The organism is Streptomyces sp. DSM 40750, assembly GCF_024612035.1.
Lineage (GTDB): Bacteria > Actinomycetota > Actinomycetes > Streptomycetales > Streptomycetaceae > Streptomyces.
In genome coordinates this window covers 664577-687072 of record NZ_CP102513.1, presented here as the reverse complement: position 1 = coordinate 687072, position 22496 = coordinate 664577, and the positions used below count along the sequence as shown (strand labels likewise).

The window sequence follows — 22496 nt, the reverse complement described above, 5'->3', positions numbered from 1 at the left end:
TGAGCGGGTAAGCTAGCCCGCACTCGCGGGGTTTGGCAAGAGGTCCGTCAGAGGGTGGGATGCATGGCCGGGACGTCCAGAGGCAGACGGGTGACCAGCGGGGATGTCGCACGGGAGGCCGGTGTCTCGCGCGCGACGGTGAGCTACGTCCTCAACGACACCCCGCACCAGAAGATCGCCGAGGCTACCCGCCGCCGGGTGTGGGACGCCGCTGTCCGGCTCGGCTACGCGCCCTCGGCCGCGGCGCGCGCACTACGGACGGGGCGTTCGGACATCGTGCTCGGTGTGCTGCCGGACTGGCCGATCCAGCATGTACTCGGACGGCTCATCCAACAGCTGACCAACGCCTTCGCCGAACACGAGCTCACCTTCCTCGTGCACTCCTCGGCGCAGCCCGCCCGGCCCCTGCGGGAGATCTGGCGGGCCCTGACACCCGCCGCGGTACTCGCCCTGAGCGAGTTCCCCGAGGCCGAAGCCGAGGCCATGCGGGCGGCGGGCATCGAGGTCGTCATGGCGATGCACGGCTCGGCGCGGGACGCCCGATCACCCTTGGTGTCCGAGGAACCGATCGGCGCGATGCAGGCCCGCCATCTCGCCGGCTCGCACCGCAGGCTCGGCTACGCCTACCCGGACCTGCCGCGACTCGACGTCCTGGCCCAGCCGCGACTGGACGGGGTCCGCAAGGTCTGCGCCGAACACGGCCTTCCGGAGCCCGATGTCCGGACCGTCCCGCTGGACCTGGACGGTGCCATGGAAGCGGTGAAGGCATGGCTCGCGGCCGACCCGCCGGTGACGGGCGTCTGCGCGTTCAACGACGACATCGCCATGGCGGTCCTGCTGGCCGTGCAGTCCCTCGGGCTGCGGGCTCCGCACGACCTCGCCGTGATCGGTGTCGACGACATCCCGAGCTCGGCTCTGCTGCGACCGTCGCTGACCACGGTCGTCCGCGACACCGACACCCTCGCGCGGGGTCTTGCCCGCCGCGTCGTCGACGCCCTCGATCGGGTCGACGCCCCCGATCGGACGGAGCTTCCCGTCGGCCCCGTCGAGGATGCGCTTCGGGTGGAAGCGCGGGACTCCGCCTGACCGGCTCCTCCGCCGTCTCACCGTCCCCTCCAACTCACGGACCCGCGCGGCCTCGAAGAAACGAGCGTAGGTGCCTGGACCGTACGACCGCGTAAGCCGGGGCCTCGGCCTGCTCCCCCCTCCGCAGACGCCGCTCTTTCCTCGCGGACCCGGCGCCCGACGAACAGACATCCCCACCGCACGGATTCGTCGCGTCGCGATGCCCCTTCAACCGGGCCGCGAGCTTCGATGATCAACCCCCAGGAGGTTCACATGACCACGCCCCCTCCCCCTCCCCCCTTCGACCCGGAGTTGGCCGCCGCCCTGGTGGAACTCGGTGACCAGGCGCCGACCACGGCGACCCCGGACGACATCCCCGCGGCGAGAGAGCGGTTCAACGGCGGGATTCCCCTCATGACGGACGACGAACTGAGCTGTGGCGGGCTCTTGGAGATACAGGAGCGGGCGGTGCCCGGCCCGCCGGGCGCACCGGACGTCTCCCTGCTGATCTGTCGCCCCGCCCACGGGGCTGAACCACGGCCGATCGTGTACTTCACGCACCCCGGGGGCATGGTCCTCGGCACCAACCGGCTGGGCCTTCCCCTCGACTGGGCTCAGGAACTGGACCTGGTCGTGGTGTCGGTGGAATACCGGCTCGCCCCCGAGCATCCGCACCCGGCGCCGGTCGAGGACTGCTACGCCGGTCTGCTGTGGACGGCGGAACACGCCAAGGAGATCGGCGGCGATCCGGACCGCATCATCCTGGCCGGGGGCAGCGCGGGCGGCGGACTCGCCGCGGCCCTCGCACTCCTCGCCCGCGACCGCCAGGGCCCCCGCCCCATCGGCCAGCTCCTGACGTGCCCGATGCTCGACGACCGCAACGACACACTGTCCGCCCACCAGATGACCGGGCTCGGCGTATGGGACCGCACCGCCAACGAGACCGGCTGGAACGCGCTGTTGGGCGAGGCACGTGGCACCGACGACGTCTCACCGTACGCCGCGCCGGCTCGCGCGGACGACCTCTCCGACCTGCCTCCCGCCTTCATCGACGTCGGCTCCGCGGAGACCTTCCGCGACGAGGACGTCACCTACGCCTCCAGGATCTGGCAGGCAGGAGGCAGCGCCGAACTGCATGTCTGGCCGGGCGGCTTCCACGGGTTCGACGGCTTCGTGCCGCAGGCGGCACTCTCGGTCGACGCCCGTGCGGCCCGTCTGCGGTGGCTGCGACGACTGCTGGGGGAGTGACGGCGGAGCTGACGAGTCCGGTCCGAGGTTTTCTCGGCCGGACCGTGGACATGGCGTCGTTGAGGGCCGCGGCGGAGCGGTGCCGGTAGGACTCAGGCCGGGATCGGTGCCGCCCCGTCGCCGTCTTCTGTGAAGCCGAGATCATGGATCCTCGCGGTGCCCGGAGCGGGGCTTCCTTTCTCCACTCGGACTGCGGCCGGCCCTGGTTCAGGCGTCGTAGGTGTGGAAGCCGCGTCCGCTCTTTCGGCCGAGGTGACCCGCGGCGACCATGCGGCGCAGGAGTGCGGGCGGTGCGTACAGCGGCTCCTTGTACTCCTCGTACATCGACTCGGCCACGGCCTGGGCGGTGTCGAGGCCGATGAGGTCGAGCAGGCGCAACGGCCCCATGGGGTGGGCGCATCCGAGTTCCATGCCCCGGTCGATGTCCTCCGGCTGCGCGGAGCACGACTCCACCATCCGGACCGCGCTGAGCAGGTAGGGAACGAGGAGGGCGTTGACGACGAAGCCGGAACGGTCGGGCGCCTGGATGGCCTGTTTGCCCAACTGCTCGGCGAAGCCGCGGGTGCGGTCCACGGTGTCCGCGCTGGTGATGAGGGTGGGAATGACCTCGACCAGCCGCTGCACGGGCACCGGATTGAAGAAGTGCATGCCGATGACCTGCGCGGGCCGCTCGGTGACGACGGCGAGATCGACGACGGGGATCGAGGAGGTGTTGGTGGCCAGGACCGCCGAAGGGTCTTCGACCGCCTTGTCCAGGGTGCGCAGGACGTCGGCCTTGATGTCGCGGTTCTCGGCGACGGCCTCGATGACGAACTGGCGGTCGGCCATGTCGCTGAGGTCGTGGGTGAAGGAAAGCCTGGCGAGGGCCTGGTCGCGCTGCTCCTCGCCGAGCTTGCCACGCCGTACGCCTCGGTCGAGGGAGGCGGTGAGCCGGCGGCGGCCTGCCTCGACCGCGTCCGGTGTGGCCTCGGCGACGCGGACGTCGATGCCGCCGCGGGCGGCGACTTCGGCGATGCCGGAGCCCATGAGGCCGCAACCGACAATGCCGAGGCGGGTAACGGGATCCATCTGAGGTCCTATCTGATGAGTCGCTGCGGGGTGGATTCCGGGGCTGGGTCAGACGTTTCGGCGGTATTGGCCGCCCACCTCGAAGAAGGCTTCGGTGATCTCCTGAAGTGAGCAGACCCGGGTGGCGTCCATGAGGACGGCGAAGACGTTGCCGCCGCTCGTCGCCGCGTCCTTGAGAGCGGCCAGGGCATGGTGGGCCTGGTCGCGGTGGCGAGTCCGGAAGGCCCGCACGCGCTCCAGCTGGGACTGCTTCTCCGTCTCGGTGGCCCGGGCGAGTTCCAGCTCCGGGGGCCGGCTGTCGCCTCCGGGGCGGAGGAAGGTGTTGACGCCGATGATGGGCAGTGTGCCGTCGTGCTTACGCTGCTCGTACAGCATCGACTCGTCCTGGATACGGCCCCGCTGGTAGCCGGTCTCCATCGCGCCCAGCACACCACCGCGCTCGCTGATGCGCTCGAACTCCTGGAGGACGGCCTCCTCCACCAGATCGGTGAGTTCGTCGATGACGAACGATCCCTGCAGGGGGTTCTCGTTCATCGCCAGGCCCCACTCGCGGTTGATGACGAGCTGGATCGCCAGCGCCCGCCGTACCGACTCCTCGGACGGGGTGGTGACGGCCTCGTCGTAGGCGTTGGTGTGCAGCGAGTTGGCGTTGTCGTAGATGGCCGTGAGGGCCTGCAGGGTGGTGCGGATGTCGTTGAAGTCCATCTCCTGGGCGTGCAGGGAGCGTCCGGAGGTCTGGACGTGGTACTTCAGCTTCTGGCTGCGTTCGCCCGCGCCGTACTTCTCCTTCATCGCGACGGCCCAGATACGGCGGGCGACTCGGCCGAGGACGGAGTACTCGGGGTCCATGCCGTTGGAGAAGAAGAACGACAGGTTCGGGGCGAAGTCGTCGATGCGCATGCCCCGGGCGAGGTAGGCCTCGACGTAGGTGAAGCCGTTGGCGAGGGTGAAGGCGAGCTGGTTGATGGGGTTCGCACCGGCTTCGGCGATGTGGTAGCCGGAAATGGACACGGAGTAGAAGTTGCGGACCTTGTGGGCGATGAACCACTCCTGGATGTCGGCCATCATCCGCAGGGAGAACTCGGTGGAGAACAGACAGGTGTTCTGGCCCTGGTCCTCCTTGAGGATGTCGGCCTGCACGGTGCCGCGCACGGTGGCGAGCGCGTGGGCCCGCAGCTCGGCCGCCTCCTCGGGCGAGGGGTCCCGGCCCTCGGCGGTTCGGAACCCTTCCATCTGCTGGTCGATGGTGGTGTTGAGGAAGAACGCCAGGATGGTCGGCGCGGGTCCGTTGATGGTCATGGAGACCGAGGTCGTGGGCGAGATCAGGTCGAAGCCGTCGTAGAGCGCCTTCATGTCCGCCAGCGTGGCCACCGATACTCCGGACGTGCCGACCTTGCCGTAGATGTCGGGGCGTTCGTCCGGGTCACGGCCGTAGAGGGTGACCGAGTCGAAGGCGGTGGACAGGCGGGTGGCCGGTTGGCCCTCGGAGAGCAGCTTGAAGCGGCGGTTCGTACGGTACGGATCGCCCTCACCGGCGAACATCCGCGCCGGGTCCTCGCCGTCGCGCTTGAAGGGGAACACCCCGGCCGTGAAGGGGAAGTGGCCGGGCAGGTTCTCCCCGCGCCAGAACCGCACCAGCTCCCCGTGGTCGGTGAAGCGGGGCAGGGCGACGCGCGGGACCTTGCTGCCGGACAGGGACTCGCGGGTCAGCCTGGTGCGGATCTCCTTGTCCCGGACCTTCACCACCTGCTCGTCTCCGGAGTAGGAGGCGATGACGGCGGGCCAGTTCGCGATCTGCTCCGTGATGTGGTGCGGGAGCTGCTCGCGGGCGCCCCGAAGGAGCGACCGCACGTTGGCCGCGTCGGAGTCGGCCGCGACGAGTTCGGCGCTGACCGTCTCCAGGCGCTGCACCCGCCTTGCCGCTTCGGCCAGGTGGCCGGTCTCGGCGTGGTACGCGCGGACGGTGTCGGTGATCTCGGCGAGGTAGCGCACCCGGTCCGCGGGCACCACCTGCCGGATGCCGGAGGAGTGGCGCACGCCGGCCGGTGTCAGCGCGCCCTCGGACAGTGGCAGCCCCTTCTCGGCCAGCCCGGCCTTGAGGTGCTGGTAGAGCGCGGTGACACCGTCGTCGTTGAAGGTCGCCGCCGACGTGCCGTACACCGGCATGTCCTCGGGCCGCATGCCGAACGCCTCGCGGTTACGGATCAGTTGGCGGCCCACGTCGCGCAGCGCGTCGTGCGCGCCGCGCCGCTCGAACTTGTTGATCGCCACGACGTCGGCGAAGTCGAGCATGTCGATCTTCTCCAACTGCGAGGCGGCACCGAACTCCGGTGTCATCACATACAGCGAGGTGTCGACGTACGGCACGATCGCGGCGTCTCCCTGGCCGATGCCCGGTGTCTCCACGATCACCAGGTCGAATCCGGCGGCCTTGACCACGTCGATGACGTCGGACAGGTGCTCGGGCAGCTCGTGGCTGCCACGGGTGGCCAGGCTCCGGAAGAAGACCCGGTTCCCGTCGAGGGAGTTCATGCGGATCCGGTCACCGAGCAGTGCCCCGCCGCCGCGGCGGCGGGTCGGGTCGACCGCGAGCACCGCGATGCGCAGCTTGTCCTGCTGGTCGACGCGGAAGCGGCGCACCAGTTCATCGGTGAGAGAGGACTTTCCGGAGCCGCCGGTGCCGGTGATGCCGAGCACCGGCATGACCCGTGCCGCGGCGGCGGCACGCAGTTGCTCCAGGAGATCCGGGGGCAGCTTGCCCAGTTCCGCGCCGGTGATGGCGCGGGCGATCGCGAAGCGGTCGCCGGCGAGTACGGCGGCGGCGTCGGTCGGCTTGCCGTCCCAGAGGTCGAAGTCGCAGTCCTCCACGACCGAGTTGACCATCCCGGCGAGGCCCATCCGCTGGCCGTCCTCGGGGGAGAAGATGGTCACCCCGCTGTTCCGTAGCCGGGTGATCTCCTCGGGCACGATGACGCCGCCTCCGCCGCCCACCACGCGGATGTGGTCGGCTCCCCGCGCACGCAGTGACTCGACCAGGTACTCGAAGTACTCCACGTGCCCGCCCTGGTACGACGAGACGGCGACACCGTGGGCGTCCTCCTCCAACGCCGCGTCCACGACCTCCCGCACCGACCGGTTGTGTCCGAGGTGGATCACCTCGGCGCCCTGGGACTGGAAGATCCGCCGCATGATGTTGATCGACGCGTCATGCCCGTCGAACAGAGCCGAAGCCGTGACCAGGCGGACAGGATGCGCGGGTCGGTGCAGATCGCTCATGGGGGGCCTTCCCGGACAGGGCGGGGGGACTGCTGACGGAATGGATACTAGGACGTCCTAGTAAAATACTGGGAGTGATCGCCGTCACAGATCGAGGACCAGGCGGGGCCCGCACGAGCGGGAGACGCAGATGAGCATGGTGTCTCCTGCGGCCCGTTCGTCCTCGGTCAGCAGCGAGTCGCGGTGGTCGGGCCTGCCGTCGAGTACGTCGGTCTCGCAGGTGCCGCACGTGCCTTCCCGGCAGGAGAAGTTCACCGCGACGCCGGCCTCCTCCACGGTTTCGAGCACCGAACGGTCCGGCGGCACGGTGAGGGTGAGCCCGGAGCGGGCGAGCTCCAGCTCGAAGGCCCCGGTCGGGCCGGTCGCGGCCGTCCGTACCGGGGCGAACCGTTCGACGCCCAACGTGCCGGGCGGCCAGCCCGCGCACTGCTCCTGGACCGCCCGCAACAAGGGTTCGGGACCACAGGCGTGCACCAGGGTGCCCTCCTCGGGCACGCCGAGGTGGGCGGCGAGGTCCAGCAGGCCGTACTCGTCCTGCGGACGGATGAGCACGCGGTCCCCGTGCGGGACGAGGCGGTCCAGGAACGCCATGGAGGTACGGGTGCGGCCGCCGTACAGCAGACTCCAGTCGGCCCCAGCGGCCTCGGCGGCCTCGACCATGGGAAGGATGGGGGTGATGCCGACCCCGCCGGCGATGAACAGATGGCGGGCGGCGGGGCGCAGCGGGAAGTTGTTCCGCGGTCCGCGGACCCGCACGGTGGTGCCCTCGCGCAGGTGGTCGTGGACGTACGCGGAGCCGCCGCGGCCCTGCGGCTCACGCAGCACGGCGATCTGCCAGGCCCCGCGTTCAGCCGGGTCTCCGCACAGGGAGTACTGGCGGATCAGACCGCCGCCGTCGCTGCCGTCTTCGCCGTCCAGGAGTACGTCGATGTGGGCGCCCGGTGTCCAGGCGGCGAGCGTCCCGCCGTCGGGTCGGCGCAGGGTGAGGGAGACGACGCCGTCGGCGGCGGGGACACGGGTCGCCACGACAAGGGTCGTGTCGACCGGGGGCAGTTGATCGTTCATGGTGGTTCGGCTCCGGGGTTCAGTCCTGCGTCGGCACATGCAGCAACAGCGCGTCGCCCTGGCCGCCGCCCCCGCACAGGGCCGCCGCTCCGCTGCCGCCTCCGCGCCGCCGCAGTTCCGCCGCGAGAGTCAGCACCAGCCGGGCTCCGGTCATGCCGACCGGGTGCCCGAGCGCGATCGCTCCGCCGTTGACGTTCACCTTGTCCAGCGGGATGCCCAGCTCCCGTACGGAAGCCAGAGCCACTCCGGCGAACGCCTCGTTGATCTCGAACAGGTCCAGGTCGGCGGTCTTGAGCCGGCCGTCCCGGGACAGGGCGTCGCGGACCGCGCCGGCCGGCTGGACGAGCAGCGAGGGGTCGGGGCCCGCGACCGTGCCGTAGGCGCCGATCTCGGCGAGCGGGGACAGGCCCTCGCGCCGGGCGCGCTCCGCGCTCATCACGACGACGGCCGCGGCGCCGTCCGAGAGCTGTGAGGAGTTGCCCGCGGTGATGGTGCCGGCGGTGGAGAAGGCCGGCTTCAGGCGCCCCAGGCTCTCGGCGGTGCTGCCCGGCCGTACGCCCTCGTCGGTGTCCACCACCGTCTCGCCCCGGCGTCCCGCCACGGTGACGGGGGCGATCTCCCCGGTGAACGCGCCCGACTCCTGCGCCTCGGCGGCCCGTTGATGGGACAGTGCGCTGTACTCGTCCTGCTCCTCACGGGTCAGGGCGAACGGCCGCTGGTGGCGCTCGGTGGCCGCGCCCATGGAGACGCCGTCGAAGGCGCAGACGAGGGCGTCGCGGTCGAGGGCGTCCTCCGCCGCCGCCGAACCGTACTTCCAGCCGGTGCGAGCCCCGCGCAGCAGGTGCGGGGCGCCCGACATGGACTCCATGCCACCGGCGACGACCACCTCGTGACGGCCGGAGGCGATCATGAGGTCGGCCAGGGCGATGGCGTGCAGACCGGACAGGCAGAGCTTGTTGACGGTGCTCGCGGGGACGGAGAAGGGAATGCCGGCGCGGATCGCGGCCTGCCGTGCCGGGTTGGGACCGGCCCCGGCCTGGACGACGTGGCCCATGACGACGGCTTCCACGGCCGCCGGGTCCAGGCGGACGGCGGTCAGTGCCGCGCCGATGGCGTGGGCGCCGAGGTCGACCGCGGACACGGTGCTCAGGGCACCCATCAGCCTGCCGATGGGAGTTCTCGCTCCGGCGACGATGACGGATCCGGGCATGGCCGGGACCTCCTGGGGAGTGGGACGGGGTCAGGCGACCGCGTCGACGGCGCGATCGGCGATCATGTGGGCCGTCTCGTTCACGGAGTGCGGAACGATCCGGCCGCCGGGCATGCGCCGAACCCGGCTGACGGACGTGTAGTCGGGGTGGAACCAGAACATCGTGGGCAGGCCGAGCACCGTCGCCAGATAGGTGTTGGTGATGCCGCCGTGGCACACGGCCGCGACCCGCCCGCCGGGATGGGCGTCGAGGATGGTGTCCATGGCCCGCACGGCTCGCGCGCGAAAGGCGTCCCAGTCCAGATCGGGCACGAAGTCCTCGTAGCGGCCCTCGGCGAGCGCCGCCGCCCGGGGATCGTCGGTGCCGATCTGCTCCGGTGGCGTATAGGGCTGAGTCACGTCGGTGTCCCACTCGCGCAGGTCGTCGAGGACGGTGGCGGTCATGCCGGTGAGCCGTTCCAGAGGTGCCACGGTCTCGCGGGCCCGCCGGAACGGGCTCACGTACAGCGCGTCGAGGCCCTCGTGCCCGAGCCAGGCGGCGAGGCGCTCGGCCTGAGCGGTGCCCTCCGGCGACAGCCCCGGGTCGAACACGCCCGCCAGGGGGAGGCCGTGCCGGATGAGGAGGAGTTCGGTCATGGATGGTCCTTCGTACGTATGAGGGGAGGGCGGGCGGGTCGGCTCAGCCGGCGATGGTCCGTTCCGAGCTCCAGTAGGGGCGGCGCATCGCGCGTTTGTCGAGCTTGCCCATCGCGTTGCGCAGCAGCTCGGGAACGAACTCGTACGACTTCGGGCACTTGTGGGTGGCGAGGCGCTCGCGGCAGAACCGGTCCAGCTCGTCGGCCGGCGGCTCGTCCCCCGTCACCACGACCAGCGCCCGCAGCGACTCGCCGAAGTCCGGGTCGGGCACACCGATGACCGCGATCTCGGCGACCGCCGGGTGCTGCCGCAGTACGGCCTCGCTCTCGGCCGGGTAGAGGTTGACCCCGCCGGAGACCACGACGTCCGCGGCCCGGTCGGTGATGAAGATGTAGCCGTCTCCGTCGACGTAGCCGATGTCGCCGAGCGTGAAGACGCCGGGGGAGAGATAGGCGGACCTGGTCTTGTCCGGGTCCGCGTGGTAGCGGACGCCCTGGTCCTCGGGTGCCCGGAAGGCCAGCAGCCCGCGCTCGCCGGGCGGCAGCGGTCGGCCGTCGTCATCGGTGACCAGGACCTCGAACGGGGGCCGGACGCGCCCGACCGAGCCCGGGTGCGCCAGCCACTCCTCGCTGCTGATGCGGGCCACGGTTCCCGCTTCGCTGGCCCCGTACGACTCGGTCAGCACCGGACCGAACCACTCGATCATGGCTCGCTTCACGTCCGGCGGACACGCGGAGCCGGTGTGGGAGACCTGCCGCAGGCTGGAGACGTCGTACCGGGCGCGGACCTCTTCGGGGAGGGCGAGCAGCCGTTGGAAGTGGGTGGGCACCATCACCGTCGAGGAGACCCGCCACTTCCGTACCCGGCTGAGGAACGTCTCCGCGTCGTATCGGCCGAGGACGACCACCGGCTCACCGGCCGCCAGGTGCCGCAGGGAGGTCAGTGGTGCGTTGTGCTGCAGGGGGCCGCACACCAGGTGCGCGCCCGGCGGGAATCCGGGCCGGGCGGCCATCGCGGCGAGGTAGGCGGAGCTGTCGGCGACCGGGCCGTTCACCCAGCGCACCTCGGTGCCGCGCGCCCGTCCGGTGGTTCCCGAGGTGTAGACGAGCGGAGGCCGGGCGGGCCGGTCCGTCGGGACCTCCCGCCCGGCGGCCGCGGCCGCCAGCCACAGGTCCCAGTCGAAGGCGTGCCCGACCGCCGGGGTGCCGTGCAGTACCAGCGGCAGGCCCAGTTCCCGGGCCGCGTCGAGGGCGGCACCGCCACCGGCGGGGCCGGCGATGATCCCGGTCACGCCCGCGTCGATGATCTGGTCGACGAGCTCGCCCGACGTGAGGTTCCGGGACGTGGCCACTGTCCCCACTCCGGCGCGCAGGCCCGCCAGATGGGCCACCAGTGTCGGGATCGCGTTGTCGCCGAGGACGGCGACCCGGTCGTCGGGGCCGGGCGCGAACTCCAGCAGCCGTGCCGACGCCCGGGCCACCTGGTCGGCGAGGCCGGACCAGGACAGCACGCCCAGGTCGTCCGCCAGGGCGGGCTCGTCGGGTGTCTCCTGGGCGCGACGGTCGAGTGGCAGCAGCGACATGGCTCCTCCGGCGGCTCCTGGGGCCCTCACCCGATTCGAGGGGAGAGGGGATGCGGAGACTGTAGCGTTTATCAAGAAAGTACGGAACACTCTGATCCCCAGATGAGCCATTCCCGCATGGCTCAGCGGTCAGGGAGGCCTACCTCCCGATCCCCGTTACTGAATCTGTCGTCTGGTAAGTGACCGAGGAGGAGCCATGTCCCAGCCCGATCCGGACGCATGGCGTACACAGGTCCGGCAGTGGCTGGCCACCGTGCTCGAACCGGCGCGGACGCCGGAGTCCGCCGGAGAGGCCGCCGATCTCGCCGTGTTCCACAACCTCCCCGAGGACGAGGAACGCCTGCTGCTGGAGCGCTGCCGCGCCTACCAGCGGGCCCGCTTCGACGCCGGGTACCAGGCGCTGACCCTCCCCCTGGACAAGGGCGGCGCGGGCCTGACCGCCGCCCATGTGGCGGCCTTCGCCGAGGAGGAGTCCGCCTTCGAGGTGCCGCCGTCCACCGAGCTGATCAGCGTCACCGTGCGCCTGGTCGCGATGGCCGTCTCCCTGTTCGGGACGGCCGAGCAACTCCACGACCACGCACGCGCGTTCCTGCGTACCGACCTGCTGGCCTGTCAGCTCTTCAGCGAGCCCGGTGCCGGATCCGACCTCGCGGCCCTGCGCACCCGCGCCCGACAGGAGGACGGGGGCGAGTGGCTCATCGACGGTCAGAAGGTGTGGACCTCGGGAGCCCAGTTCGCCGACTACGGCCTGCTGCTCGCCCGCACCGACCCGGACGTCGTCAAACAGGCCGGCATCACCGCCTTCCTTGTCCCGATGGACGCCACCGGTGTGGAGGTACGTCCCATCCGCCAGATGAGCGGCGGCGCCTCCTTCAACGAGGTGTTCCTCAGCGGCGTACGCGTCCCGGACCGGCTCCGGATCGGGAGCCCGGGCCAAGGCTGGGAGGTCGCCACCACCACCCTCGCCTTCGAACGGACCGCCTCCGGCAGCGGCAACCGCCGCAAGGGCGGCACCTTCTCCGACGTGCTCGCACTCGCACGCTCCCTCGGCCGCACCTCGGATCCGCTGGTCCGCCAGCGCCTGGCCGACCTGTACGTACGTGCCGCCCTGCGCGCGGCCACCGTGGACCGGGTGGCCAGGACGAGCGCCGCCGGCGGTCGGCCGGGACCGGAGGCGTCGTTGACCAAGCTCATGGCCTCCGACCTGCTCACCCGCACCGGACAGGTCGCGGCCGAGCTGATGGGGGCGCGGATCAGCGCCGACACCGGGGAACCGGGCACCTTTGCCTGGACACAGCATCTGCTCGGCGCCCCCGGCTACCGGCTGGCCGGAGGCACCGATCAGATCCAGCGCAACCTGATCGGCGAGCGGGTGCTGAAGCTGCCGTCGGAGCCGCGGGCGGACCGGGCGCCGTTCTCGCAGCTTCCCGGCAACTGAGGCATCTGCCCGGCACCCGAAGGACCTTCCCGGTACCCGAAGGACCTGCCCGGTACTTGAACGACCTTCCCGGCAACGGAGCCACCGTGGCCGTTTCGGCAATCACAAAGGAGTGACATCGATGGATCTGGGACTGACAGGCGCGAAGGCGCTGGTGACCGGGGCGAGTCGGGGCATCGGGCGGGCGATCGCCACGACCCTGGCGGCCGAGGGCTGCGCGCTGGCGCTGTGCGCACGGGGCGAGGAAGGACTCGCCAAGGCCGCCGCCGAGCTGCGCGGCGAGGGGGCGACAGTGTTCGCGGAAGCGGTCGACGTCACCGACCCGGTCGCCCTCGCGGGCTTCGTCGAGCGGGCGGCCGCCGAACTCGGCGGCCTGGACCTGCTGGTGTCCAACGTGTCGGCGGGCAACGTGAAGGGCCCCGACTCCTGGGAAGCCAGCCTGCGCGGCGACCTGATCCCCTTCGCGGGACTCGTCGAGGCGGCCCTGCCGCACCTGGAGGCCTCCGACCGGGCCGCCGTCGTGGCCATCGGCACCACCAACGCCTCCGACACCGCGCGCCCGGCCGGAGCGAACTCCTACTCCGCGCTCAAGGCGGCCGTCGTCCAGCACGCCTCGGCCCTCGCGCACTCCCTCGCGCCGAAGGGCATCCGCGTCAACACCGTCTCGCCCGGCCCGATCGACTTCCCCGGCGGCGCCTGGGAGACCATCCGCACCAGCCGCCCGGAGGTGTACGAGGAGGTGCTCGCCAAATTGCCGATCGGCCGCTACGGCACCGCGGAGGACGTGGCCGCGGCGGTGGCCTTCCTGCTCGGCCGGACCGGCTCCTTCTGCGTCGGGGTCAACCTCGTGGTGGACGGCGGGCTGCTCACCCGCGTCCAGTACTGAGCCGTGGCGGGCCCGGCCGGCCGCCTGGACGCCGTAATGGTCTGCGGCGGCCGCTGGCACGACTTCGACCACGCGCGGCTGCGGCTGCTGGAGCTGCTCGGTGAGCATCCACGGGTGCGCACGGCGGTGTACCAGGACTACGACTGCGTGGCCGCCCTCGACAAGGCCGACCTGCTGGTCACCTACACCTGTGACGTCCGGCCCCGCCCGGCGCAACGGGCCGCGCTGGCCCGGTTCGTCGAGCGGGGCGGGCGCTGGCTCGCCCTGCACGGCACCAACGCGGTGATCGAGCCGTCGACGAGTGACGGGCCGAGGACGTTCACGACTCCACGGCTCCTCGGGGAACTGGCTCAGGTGCTCGGCAGCCAGTTCCTGGCCCACCCGCCGATCGAGCCGTACGAGGTGCGGGTGACCCGGCCCGACCATCCGCTGGTCGCCGGGATCGGGCCGTTCACGGTCACCGACGAGCTGTACGTGTGCGAGCTGCACGGGGAGCCGGAGGTGCTGCTGCACGCCGAGTACACGGGGCCGTGCCGCGGTTTCGCCGAGGGCGACACGGCGGCCCTCGACAGCGCGCCCCGACCGGTGCTGTACCTCAAGCGGCACGGCCTCGGCGAGGTCTGCTACTTCACCCTCGGTCACTGCCGGGGCCGCTACGACATGCAGGACCTGGGCGTGGACGACACCGGGCGCGTGGATGCGGGGCCATGGGAGACACCGGAGTTCCTGACGGTGCTCCGGCGCTGCGTGGAGCGGGTGGTGGGTGTGCGAAACCCGGCAGAGGAGCGGGCCGGCGCCTGAGCGAGGAACTCGGGCGCCGGCCCGCTGCACGGTTCGTGGCTCAGGCGTGCGGGAGTACCACCGCGCGGCCGCTGATCTCCCCGGCGTGCAGACGCTCGTACGCCTCGGGCGCCTGCTCCAGCGTGAAGGTCTCGACGTGGGAGGTCACGAGCCCCTGCCGCGCGAGTTCGAGGACCTCCATGAGCTCCGTCCGGCTGCCCCAGTAGGGGAAGGAGGCCGACACCTCGAACGGCAGCCCGCCCCCGAAGCCGACGGGCAGAGTGCCCCCGCCGAGGCCGACGACGGTGACATCGCCCTCAACCGCCACCGACGCGGCGGCCACGGCCAGGGTCGCCTCGGCCCCGACGAAGTCCAGGACGACCTCCGCGCCCGTACCGCCGGTGATCTCCCGGATCCGCGCGGCCGCCTCGCCGTCGGAGAGCAGTGTCTCGTGCGCGCCCACCTTGGCTGCCAGCTCCAGCTTCTCCTTGCCCACGTCGAGGGCGACCACCCGCGCCGGGGTCAGCGCGCGCAACAGCTGCACGGCGAGATGCCCCAGACCGCCGACGCCGATCACCACCGCCGTGCTGCCGGGCAGTAGCTTCGGCAGCGACCTGCTGATCGCGTGATACGGGGTCAGTCCGGCGTCCGTGAGGGGCGCGGCCTGCACGGGGTCGACTCCGCTCAGCGGCACCAGGTGGCGAGGGGAGTCCACCAGCACGTACTCCGCCAGGGCACCGGGCCGGCCGAGCCCCGGCGGCAGGATGCCGAGCCCGGCGGCGTGCGGACAGCAGTTCTCCTTGCCCTCGGCGCACTTGTGGCAGCGCCCGCAGCCCCACGGGCCGTACACCGCCACCGCCTCGCCCTCCGCCAGGCCGGCGACACCGGCGCCCACCGCCGCCACCGTCCCGACACCCTCGTGACCGAGTGTCATCGGCAGCACGTAGGGGAACTGCTCCTCGGGCCAGCCCATCACCGCCAGATCGGAGTGGCAGAGCCCCGCCGCCGTCACCTTCAGCAGAACCTGTCCCGGGCCGGGCTCGGGCACCGGCACCTCCACGACCTCGGGGGCGTGCCCCACCCGTCGGTACTGCACAGCCTTCATTGTCAGACCTCCTTGTCGGTAGTGATATCCGGCCGGGGCGCCGTCCGGCGGCGCAGAACGGCGGGCAGGGCGATCCGGCCACCCGTGAGGACCAACGCCACGATGAGGACCGAGCCGGTGAACAGGCTCGCGGCCCACTGCGCGCTGGTGGCGAGCCCGAGCCCCGTGATGCCTGTGCCGAGCAGGAGGACCGCGAGGACCGTGCCCCAGGCGTTGAAGCGGCCCGCCCGCAACTGGGTCGCCCCGACGAACGCGGCGGCGTACGCCGACAGCAGATACGGGGTGCCCGCGGTCGGCGACCCGGAGCCGACCGAGGACGCGAAGACGACGCCGGCGAAGCCGGAGAGCAGGGCGGAGGCCACCAGCGTCAGAAAGCGCAGCCGGTCGGTCCGCACCCCCTGCAGCCGGGCCGCGTCGGCGTTGAAACCGGTCGCGTACAACCGGCGCCCGGTGGCGGTGTGCTCCAGCAGGAACCAGATGGAGGCCGCGGCGAGCAGCAGATACAGCACCGGCAGGGTGATGCCGCCCGCGTCCAGTTGGGCGATGCTCGCGAACGGCTCGGCGAGCAGTTGCACACCGGTGATCGAGCTGTCGTTGGTGACCATGGTGATCAGCGACTGGATCAGCGCACCGGTGGCCAGGGTGGCGATGAACGAGTCGACGCGCAGGATCACCACCACGATGCCGTTGACGACTCCGATCAGCAGTGCGGCGGTCATCGCCAGGGCGATGGCCGTGCCGGGCCCGAGTCCGGAGGAGACCATGAAGTAGGCGGTCAGCACGCTGGTGAGCGACATGGTGTAGGCGATCGAGAGGTCGAAGACCCGCGCGGCCAGCGGTGGTACGACGCTGAGGGCCACCAGGCCTGCCACGGCGTTGCCGTTCAGCACCTGCTTGACTGTGATGGTGGTCGGGAACGTGTCCGGCGCCCACACGGAGAAGAGCACGACGATGACCAGCCACACGTACACGGCGCCGATGTTCCGGAACGACAGGGCGGCCGCCACCCGCCGGCCCGGTGTCCCCGGTGCGGACACCGCGGACCTCTTCGGAGCGGACGGCGGGAGCTCCGCCGCCCGGGTCGGGGTGGACGTCATGTCACTCGGTTCCTTCCATGGCGTGCACGAGCGCGGGCTCGGTGATGTCCCGGCCGCTGATCTCCCGTGCGATCCGGCCGTCCCGCACCACCAGGACGCGGGTGCACAGCGCGAGCAGGTCCTGTGTGTCGGAGGAGGACACGAGAACGCCCATGCCCTCACGGGCCTGACGCTCTATCAGGTCGTAGAGCTGCAGACGGGTGGCGATGTCCACGCCCGCCGTGGGTTCGCACAGCGCCAGCACCGGCGGGCGCTGGGCCAGACAGCGGGCCATGACGACCTTCTGCTGGTTGCCGCCGCTCAGCGTGGTGATCCGGGCGCCGGCTGGATGGCGTCCGGCCGTACGCACCCCGACCCGCCGGATCCAGTCCTCCGCCAGGTCGGACTCGCGGCGTCGGCGCAGCCGCCCGGAACGGGCGCGCAGCCGGTCCAGGAGCGGCAGAGTGAGGTTCTCGCCGACCGAGAAGTCGCCGATCACTCCCTCGCCCGCCCGGTCCGCCGGGACCAGGGGAAGGCCCAGGCCGTCCGCGTCACGCGCCTGGGTCCACCGCGCGGAGCGTTCCGGCAGCCGCAGTCTGCCGCTCACCCGCCCGGCATGGGCCCCGCACACCGCGTACGGCACGATCTCGTGGCCGGAGCCGACCAGGCCCGTGATGCCCAGGCGCTCGCCCCTCGCCAGGTCGAAGCCGACTCCCCGCAGGGGCCCGGCCCACAGGTCGCGGACCTCCAGTACGGGGTCGGCGGGACCGGAAGGGGCCGGGGGACGGTGGTCGGTCTCCATCTCCTCGCCCGCCATCAGCTCCGCCAGCGCACGCGGAGTGAGTTCGGCGACCGGGAGTGTGGCGATCCGGCGTCCTCCGCGGATCACGGTGACCCGGTCGGCGAGCGCGAAGATCTCGTCCATCCGGTGTGAGACGTACAGGACGCCGGCGCCGGCGTCGCGGACCTCCCGCACGATGTCGAACAGGCGGGCCACCTCGCCGGGCGGGAGGACGGCGGTGGGTTCGTCGAGCACCAGGACACCGCGGCGGCCCTCCCAGCCCTGCAGTGCGGCGGCGATGGCCACCACCGTGCGCTGGACGGGGGTCGCCGTCGCGAGGGGCCGGCGCACGTCGATGCCGAGGCCGAATCGTTCGACGAGGGCGCTCGTCCGCCGTTCCATCTCCGGCCAGCGGATGTTGCCGAAGGCCGTGCGGGCGAAGCCGTGGCTGAGCGCGAGATTGTCGATGGCGCTCAACTCGCCGACCAGCCCCAGCTCCTGGTGGACGAAGCGGAGCCGGTCGTGGCGGGAAGCCGTGACCTGGCCGAGGTCGAAGGGCTCGCCGTCGAGTTGGGCCACGGCGCCCGGCTCCGCGTGGTGGTAGCCGGCGAGGATCTTGATGAGGGTGGACTTGCCGGAGCCGTTGGGCCCGATCAGGGCGTGGATCTCGCCCGGCGAGACCTCCAGATCGACGTCCTTCAGTGCCTGGGTGCCGCCGAATCGCTTCGACAGGGCGGCCACCCGTAGCACCGGCCCGGTCAACTCAGTCCCCACAGCGCCTTGAACTGCGCCTGGTAGTCCTCGACGATCGGGAAGTCGCCGTCGGCCGAGGGCAGGTTGTCCTTGGTGACGAGCATGTTGGGCAGTGCGGCCTGCTGGTCCACGTCCATGGGCTGGCCGGTGAAGTGCCGGGCCAGCGCGTCGGCTTGGAGCCAGGCCGTCTCGTGGGAGTTGAGCGCCATCGCGCCGTCGGTGAGACCGCTCTGGATGTACTGGTAGTTCTGCGCGTCACCGACGTTGACGACGATGTGCTTGCCGGTGATGCCGGCGGTCTTCAGCGCGGTCGGCACGCCCACGTTGAGCAGGCCCAGGGAGAAGACGACATGGGTCACCTTCGGGTGCGACCGGAGGTACGACACCACACGGTCCGGCATGTCCTTGCCCACCGCGGTGATCGGCACGTCGACGTTGTCCAGCCCACAACCGTCGCACCATTTCTCGTACTTGGCGGCGAAGGAGTCCTTGACGGGCTTGAGGATCGTGTACGCCGGAAGGTCGAAGTAGACGGTGTTCGCCTTGGCGTCACTGTTCGACACCACCCATGAGGCGAGCATCTCGCCCTGGACGCCGACGTCGTCCGGCCCGTTCTTGAGCAGGGAGATGCCGTCGCCCAGCAGGTCGTCGGCGTTCGACTGGATGACGGGGATCTCGGCGTCCTTCAGCCGGGCCAGCTGCTTGGCGTAGACGGCACGCGGGAAACCGGAGGCGACGACGGCGTCCGGCTTGTCGCGCAGGGCCTGCTCGTAGGCGGCCTGGACGGACTCCGGGGTGCCCTGGGTGGCGATCTGCTTCACCTCCCAGCCGAGTTCCTCGGCGGCCTCGGTGAAGAAGTCGGCGAGGTCCTTGCAGGACTGGACGCCGCAGAGGATGAAGTCGATCTTCTTGCCCTTGGGGATCTTCTTGCCGACGGGCTGGGTGACGGAGATCGAGTCCGGGCGCTCGGAGTACTTCGCCAGGGCCTCGCGGGCCGCCGTCAGGCCTGCGGAGCCGGGCGCCGCCGCCTGCGTCGAGTCGGCAGCCGGGGTGGCGCCGGTGCCGCACGCCGCCAGGGCGAGCAGGGAGGTGACGGGGATGGTCGCGGTGAGGGCGCGGCGGACCGCGCGACGGGGTCTGGAACTCATCGTTGAGTACTCCCGTGGTGTGTCGCCTGCGCTGCCGAAACCCGCGTCGCTTCCGCGTCCGCGGCGGTCGGCTCCGTTCAGGCGAATCGATTCTGTGTCGCCCCGGGGCGAGGACGCCGCGGCGCTGGGGCCGGGACGGGCAGAGACCGTCCAGGAAGGGAGAAACTTTTGAGGAACTACAGCCTCAAGTGGGTCGGAGTGTGACATGTCGCAGCGGACTTGGGGAGAGGGTCTCCCTAAGAAATTCCAGGCTCACGGGTGAATGCCGTGGTGGGGCACGGAAGCCGCGAGGGTCGTTCACCGGCGTGAGTGTTGCTCCATGCCGTAACCCGTAACTACACTCACTCTAAAGTTTCTGTCGGAGGAGAGATGATGGACGAAACGTCGGAGCCGGCCACGGCCCGGTGCCCCGGGCCCAGCGTCCAGGACTACCTCGACCAGGACAGCCGCCCCGTTCCCCCGGCCCTGAGGTACGAGCGCAACGACCACCTCGGCAGCGAGGACATCGACACCGCCCGCTTCACCTCCCGCGAGTGGGCCGAACGCGAGATGCGGCAGGTCTGGCGGCGCGTCTGGCAGTTCGCCTGCCTGGAGAGCGAGATCCCCGAGGTCGGCGACCACGAGATCTACGAGATCGGTGACGACTCCCTCATCGTCGTGCGCACGGCCCCCGACGAGATCCGCGCCTACGTCAACGTCTGTCTGCACCGCGGTCGCAAACTGCGCACCGGCGGCGGCAACGTCAGCGAGTTCCGCTGCTCGTTCCACGGCTTCGCCTGGAACCTCGACGGCACGATGCGGACCCCGCCCTGTGCCTGGGACTTCCCGCACGTCACCCCGGAGAAGTTCGCCCTGCCCGAGGCCCAGGTGGCCACCTGGCGCGGCTTCGTCTTCATCAACATGGACCCGTACGCCGAGTCCTTCGACAGCTACCGCGGCACCTTCGACGACTACTACATCTGGCCGCTGGAGAACCGTTACAAGTCGCTGCACATCGGCAAGGTGCTGCCCTGCAACTGGAAGGTCGCGCAGGACGCGTTCATCGAGTCCTTCCATGTGATCGCCACCCACCCGCAGATGCTGCCGTGGCTCGCCGACGCCAACTCGCAGTACGACGTCATGGCGGACCAGCCGAACTGGAGCCGGATGATCAACATCCAGGGCGCTCCCAGCCCGCACGTGGCGGACTCCGTCACGGAGGAGGACGTCCTGGAGACGTTCTACGACTCGCGGTCGTTCTACGCCGCCGCCCAGGGCCGTGACCTGGTGATGGGGGAGGGTGACGAACTGCCGGCGATCCCGCCGGGCGGCACCGCCCGCCAGGTCCTCGCCGAGCGGATGCGCGCGCAACTGGCGGCCACCTCGCAGCAGGACTTCTCGAAGACCCCGGACACCGAACTGCTCGATGCCATCAACTACTTGCTGTTTCCCAACTTCAACCCCTGGGGCGGCGCCAAGTCGAACATCATCTACCGGTTCCGGCCCCACGGCCTCGACCCCGACTCCTGCACCGCCGAGATCATCTTCATGTCGTCCCCGAAGCAGCCCGGGGAGACACCGCCCCCGGTGAAGATCCGCTGGGTGCCCGAGGACATGCTCTTCGCCGACATCCCCGAACTCGGCGTCCTCGGACCCGTCTTCGACCAGGACTGCGAGAACCTGCCCTACGTCCAGCAGGGCCTGAAGGCGATGCGTAAACCGGGCATCACCCTGGCCAACTACCAGGAGAGCCGCATCCGCCACTTCAACCGGACGCTCGACCACTGGATGGACAAGTGACCCACCGGGTGGCCGTCATGCCCTCCGGCGCCGAACTCGAAGTCCTCGACGGGGAGGACCTGTTCACCGCCGCCCAGCGGCTCGGCTACCGCTGGCCCACCGTCTGCGGCGGCAAGGGCACCTGCCGTACCTGCTTCGTCCAGGTCGAGGAAGGTGCTGAGAACTGTTCCCCGGTGGGCCCGCTGGAGCGCGAGGGCATCGAGTCCCTGCGCAGGCCGGTGGACGGCCTGACCCGGCTCGCCTGCCGGCTCCGGGTCGAGGGCCCGGTGACCGTGACCAAGCGCGGCGTACGCCGCCGAGTGCAGGAGTGAGGCCCCCATGTCCAAGCAAGTGATCCACCCACTGACCGGGCATGTGTACCGGCTCACCGAGGACGGACTGGTCGAGGTGACCGACCCCGCGACCGGGGCGCGGGGCGTCTTCGACTTCCAGGCCCGGTGGCAGTCGGGCGAACTGCGCCACGCCGACCTCCAGATGGCCGGCTGGGTCGGCCGCCTCGCCCAGCGGCGTACGACCCGGCAACCGGAGCAGTGACCCCGTGACGCCCCGTACCACCCGCGTGGTCTGTCTGGTGCGCCGGCCCGAGGGAGAACCGCTCCCCGGTGACTTCGCCGTGGAGGAACGCCCGCTGCCGCCCCTGGGGGAGGGGCAGTTGCTCGTGCGCAACCTCTACATGAGCGTCGACCCGTCCATGCGCGGGCGCCTGGAGAGCACCGAGAAGCACTACACGCACAACTTCACCCCGGGCTCGCCGCTCGACGGCCGCGCCCTCGGTGTCGTGGAGGCGAGCCGCTGCGCCTCGGTGCCGCCGGGCACGTACGTACGCCACCAGCTCGGCTGGCGGGAGCGGGCGGTGCTGGACGCGGCGGACACCGACGGCGCCGGTCGCATCGACCCCCGACTCGCCCCGCTGCCCACCTGGCTGGGCCTGCTCGGCCAGACCGGGTTCACCGCGTACGTGGGCCTGACCCGGATCGCGCAGCTGCGTCCGGGCGACACCGTCCTCGTGTCGGCGGCGGCCGGCGCCGTCGGCACCGCCGCCGGCCAGTTCGCGCGCCTGCTGGGCGCGGACCGCGTGATCGGGACCGCCGGGGGACCGGACAAGTGCGCCCTGCTGGTGAAGGAGTTCGGCTACGACGCCGCCGCGGACTACCGCGCCGAGCCCGTGCGCGACGCCCTGGCCCGGCTGGCACCCGACGGCATCGACGTGTACTTCGACAACGTCGGCGGTGAGCAGCTCGCCGCCGCGCTGCACGCGCTGCGCACCGGTGGCCGGGTCGCCCTGTGCGGCATGATGTCGCAGTTCGGCGGCGACGGACGGTCCGCCGACATCAACCAGTTGATCCAGGCGGTCCTCAAGCGGCTGACTCTGCGCGGATTCATCGTCCGTGACCACGACGACCTGCGGCCGGAGTTCGAGCGGCGGGTCGCGGGCTGGCTCGCCGAGGGCCGGATCACCGCGCGCGAGACGGTCGTGGACGGCCTGGAGAACGCGGCGGAAGCCCTGCTGTCCCTGCTGCGGGGCGGCAACGTCGGCAAGATGCTGGTCCGGCTGAATGACTGACGACTGAACGACGAACGGCGCCCGCGACGCGGGCGC

Annotated in this window: 19 protein-coding genes; 9 read left to right on the top strand and 10 right to left on the bottom strand. The window is 71.1% G+C overall.

Translation table 11 applies throughout. The features are described 5' to 3' along the window. Positions 1-63 precede the first annotated feature (63 nt). On the top strand, positions 64-1086 hold the full coding sequence (locus tag JIX55_RS03335) for a LacI family DNA-binding transcriptional regulator (RefSeq protein WP_257561701.1): 1023 nt from the start codon (positions 64-66) through the stop codon (positions 1084-1086). A 252-nt stretch (positions 1087-1338) separates the two neighbouring features. Further along, the gene (locus tag JIX55_RS03330) at positions 1339-2313 is read left to right on the top strand and encodes an alpha/beta hydrolase (RefSeq protein ID WP_257561700.1); all 975 of its coding nucleotides are present in this window, start codon (positions 1339-1341) and stop codon (positions 2311-2313) included. Positions 2314-2520: 207 nt separating this feature from the next. On the opposite strand, the gene JIX55_RS03325 is transcribed toward JIX55_RS03330, so the two are convergent. The 6 genes from JIX55_RS03325 to JIX55_RS03300 all read right to left on the bottom strand — a co-directional run bounded on the left by JIX55_RS03325 (position 2521) and on the right by JIX55_RS03300 (position 11150). After that, positions 2521-3381: a 3-hydroxybutyryl-CoA dehydrogenase gene (locus tag JIX55_RS03325; RefSeq protein ID WP_257561699.1), complete on the bottom strand. Its 861-nt coding sequence runs from the start codon at positions 3379-3381 to the stop codon at positions 2521-2523. A 48-nt stretch (positions 3382-3429) separates the two neighbouring features. Beyond that, a complete protein-coding gene (icmF, locus tag JIX55_RS03320) occupies positions 3430-6657 on the bottom strand; it encodes a fused isobutyryl-CoA mutase/GTPase IcmF (protein ID WP_257561698.1) in 3228 nt (1075 codons plus the stop codon). 84 nt (positions 6658-6741) lie between these two features. Further along, entirely contained in the window at positions 6742-7722 is a 981-nt protein-coding gene (locus JIX55_RS03315; protein ID WP_257561697.1) for a PDR/VanB family oxidoreductase, read from the bottom strand. A 19-nt stretch (positions 7723-7741) separates the two neighbouring features. Continuing rightward, positions 7742-8932 (bottom strand): acetyl-CoA C-acyltransferase, encoded by a 1191-nt coding sequence (locus JIX55_RS03310; RefSeq protein WP_257561696.1) that lies wholly within the window; start codon positions 8930-8932, stop codon positions 7742-7744. 30 nt (positions 8933-8962) lie between these two features. Further along, positions 8963-9568 (bottom strand): histidine phosphatase family protein, encoded by a 606-nt coding sequence (locus tag JIX55_RS03305; protein WP_257561695.1) that lies wholly within the window; start codon positions 9566-9568, stop codon positions 8963-8965. A gap of 43 nt (positions 9569-9611) precedes the next feature. Beyond that, positions 9612-11150: an AMP-binding protein gene (locus JIX55_RS03300; RefSeq protein WP_257561694.1), complete on the bottom strand. Its 1539-nt coding sequence runs from the start codon at positions 11148-11150 to the stop codon at positions 9612-9614. Positions 11151-11346: 196 nt separating this feature from the next. Here JIX55_RS03300 and JIX55_RS03295 point away from each other — a divergent pair, with 196 nt between their 5' ends. The 3 genes from JIX55_RS03295 (at position 11347) to JIX55_RS03285 (ending at position 14275) form a co-directional block, all read left to right on the top strand. Then, positions 11347-12588, top strand: coding sequence for an acyl-CoA dehydrogenase family protein (locus JIX55_RS03295; protein ID WP_257561693.1), 1242 nt, complete (start codon positions 11347-11349; stop codon positions 12586-12588). A 121-nt stretch (positions 12589-12709) separates the two neighbouring features. Continuing rightward, positions 12710-13474 (top strand): SDR family NAD(P)-dependent oxidoreductase, encoded by a 765-nt coding sequence (locus JIX55_RS03290; RefSeq protein ID WP_257561692.1) that lies wholly within the window; start codon positions 12710-12712, stop codon positions 13472-13474. Positions 13475-13477: 3 nt separating this feature from the next. Next, complete coding sequence (locus tag JIX55_RS03285) at positions 13478-14275, top strand: ThuA domain-containing protein (protein WP_257561691.1); 798 nt, start codon at positions 13478-13480, stop codon at positions 14273-14275. Between the two features lie 40 nt (positions 14276-14315). Here the strand turns inward: JIX55_RS03285 and JIX55_RS03280 are convergent, their stop codons facing one another. The 4 genes from JIX55_RS03280 to JIX55_RS03265 are packed head-to-tail and all read right to left on the bottom strand — an operon-like array spanning position 14316 to position 19117. After that, positions 14316-15359 (bottom strand): NAD(P)-dependent alcohol dehydrogenase, encoded by a 1044-nt coding sequence (locus tag JIX55_RS03280; protein ID WP_257561689.1) that lies wholly within the window; start codon positions 15357-15359, stop codon positions 14316-14318. A gap of 2 nt (positions 15360-15361) precedes the next feature. Next, positions 15362-16456, bottom strand: coding sequence for an ABC transporter permease (locus JIX55_RS03275; protein WP_257561688.1), 1095 nt, complete (start codon positions 16454-16456; stop codon positions 15362-15364). A gap of 1 nt (position 16457) precedes the next feature. After that, positions 16458-17990 carry a sugar ABC transporter ATP-binding protein gene (locus tag JIX55_RS03270; RefSeq protein WP_257561687.1) on the bottom strand — a complete coding sequence of 511 codons (1533 nt, stop codon included), beginning with the start codon at positions 17988-17990 and terminating at the stop codon, positions 16458-16460. Beyond that, on the bottom strand, positions 17975-19117 hold the full coding sequence (locus JIX55_RS03265) for a sugar ABC transporter substrate-binding protein (RefSeq protein ID WP_257561686.1): 1143 nt from the start codon (positions 19115-19117) through the stop codon (positions 17975-17977). The genes JIX55_RS03270 and JIX55_RS03265 overlap by 16 nt, the downstream gene beginning before the upstream one ends. A 369-nt stretch (positions 19118-19486) precedes the next feature. Between JIX55_RS03265 and JIX55_RS03260 the strand changes: the two genes are divergently transcribed. From JIX55_RS03260 to JIX55_RS03245, 4 genes are read left to right on the top strand one after another with little or no spacing between them, the layout of a single operon-like run. After that, complete coding sequence (locus JIX55_RS03260; protein ID WP_257561685.1) at positions 19487-20896, top strand: aromatic ring-hydroxylating oxygenase subunit alpha; 1410 nt, start codon at positions 19487-19489, stop codon at positions 20894-20896. Continuing rightward, on the top strand, positions 20893-21207 hold the full coding sequence (locus JIX55_RS03255; RefSeq protein WP_257561684.1) for a 2Fe-2S iron-sulfur cluster binding domain-containing protein: 315 nt from the start codon (positions 20893-20895) through the stop codon (positions 21205-21207). The genes JIX55_RS03260 and JIX55_RS03255 overlap by 4 nt, the downstream gene beginning before the upstream one ends. Before the next feature lie 7 nt (positions 21208-21214). Further along, positions 21215-21430, top strand: a complete 216-nt coding sequence (locus JIX55_RS03250; protein ID WP_257561683.1) for a transposase — start codon at positions 21215-21217, stop codon at positions 21428-21430. 4 nt (positions 21431-21434) lie between these two features. Continuing rightward, the gene (locus JIX55_RS03245; protein ID WP_257561682.1) at positions 21435-22460 is read left to right on the top strand and encodes an NADP-dependent oxidoreductase; all 1026 of its coding nucleotides are present in this window, start codon (positions 21435-21437) and stop codon (positions 22458-22460) included. Positions 22461-22496: the final 36 nt, after the last annotated feature.

Bases quoted from the DNA above. Each gene is read 5' to 3' on its own strand.
- JIX55_RS03290 (WP_257561692.1), top strand. From the start codon at position 12,710: ATGGATCTGGGACTGACAGGCGCGAAGGCGCTGGTGACCGGGGCGAGT.
- JIX55_RS03305 (WP_257561695.1), bottom strand. From the start codon at position 9,568: ATGACCGAACTCCTCCTCATCCGGCACGGCCTCCCCCTGGCGGGCGTG.
- JIX55_RS03315 (WP_257561697.1), bottom strand. From the start codon at position 7,722: ATGAACGATCAACTGCCCCCGGTCGACACGACCCTTGTCGTGGCGACC.
- JIX55_RS03280 (WP_257561689.1), bottom strand. From the start codon at position 15,359: ATGAAGGCTGTGCAGTACCGACGGGTGGGGCACGCCCCCGAGGTCGTG.
- icmF (WP_257561698.1), bottom strand. From the start codon at position 6,657: ATGAGCGATCTGCACCGACCCGCGCATCCTGTCCGCCTGGTCACGGCT.
- JIX55_RS03295 (WP_257561693.1), top strand. From the start codon at position 11,347: ATGTCCCAGCCCGATCCGGACGCATGGCGTACACAGGTCCGGCAGTGG.
- JIX55_RS03260 (WP_257561685.1), top strand. From the start codon at position 19,487: ATGATGGACGAAACGTCGGAGCCGGCCACGGCCCGGTGCCCCGGGCCC.
- JIX55_RS03330 (WP_257561700.1), top strand. From the start codon at position 1,339: ATGACCACGCCCCCTCCCCCTCCCCCCTTCGACCCGGAGTTGGCCGCC.
- JIX55_RS03300 (WP_257561694.1), bottom strand. From the start codon at position 11,150: ATGTCGCTGCTGCCACTCGACCGTCGCGCCCAGGAGACACCCGACGAG.
- JIX55_RS03250 (WP_257561683.1), top strand. From the start codon at position 21,215: ATGTCCAAGCAAGTGATCCACCCACTGACCGGGCATGTGTACCGGCTC.
- JIX55_RS03310 (WP_257561696.1), bottom strand. From the start codon at position 8,932: ATGCCCGGATCCGTCATCGTCGCCGGAGCGAGAACTCCCATCGGCAGG.
- JIX55_RS03275 (WP_257561688.1), bottom strand. From the start codon at position 16,456: ATGACGTCCACCCCGACCCGGGCGGCGGAGCTCCCGCCGTCCGCTCCG.
- JIX55_RS03325 (WP_257561699.1), bottom strand. From the start codon at position 3,381: ATGGATCCCGTTACCCGCCTCGGCATTGTCGGTTGCGGCCTCATGGGC.
- JIX55_RS03265 (WP_257561686.1), bottom strand. From the start codon at position 19,117: ATGAGTTCCAGACCCCGTCGCGCGGTCCGCCGCGCCCTCACCGCGACC.
- JIX55_RS03335 (WP_257561701.1), top strand. From the start codon at position 64: ATGGCCGGGACGTCCAGAGGCAGACGGGTGACCAGCGGGGATGTCGCA.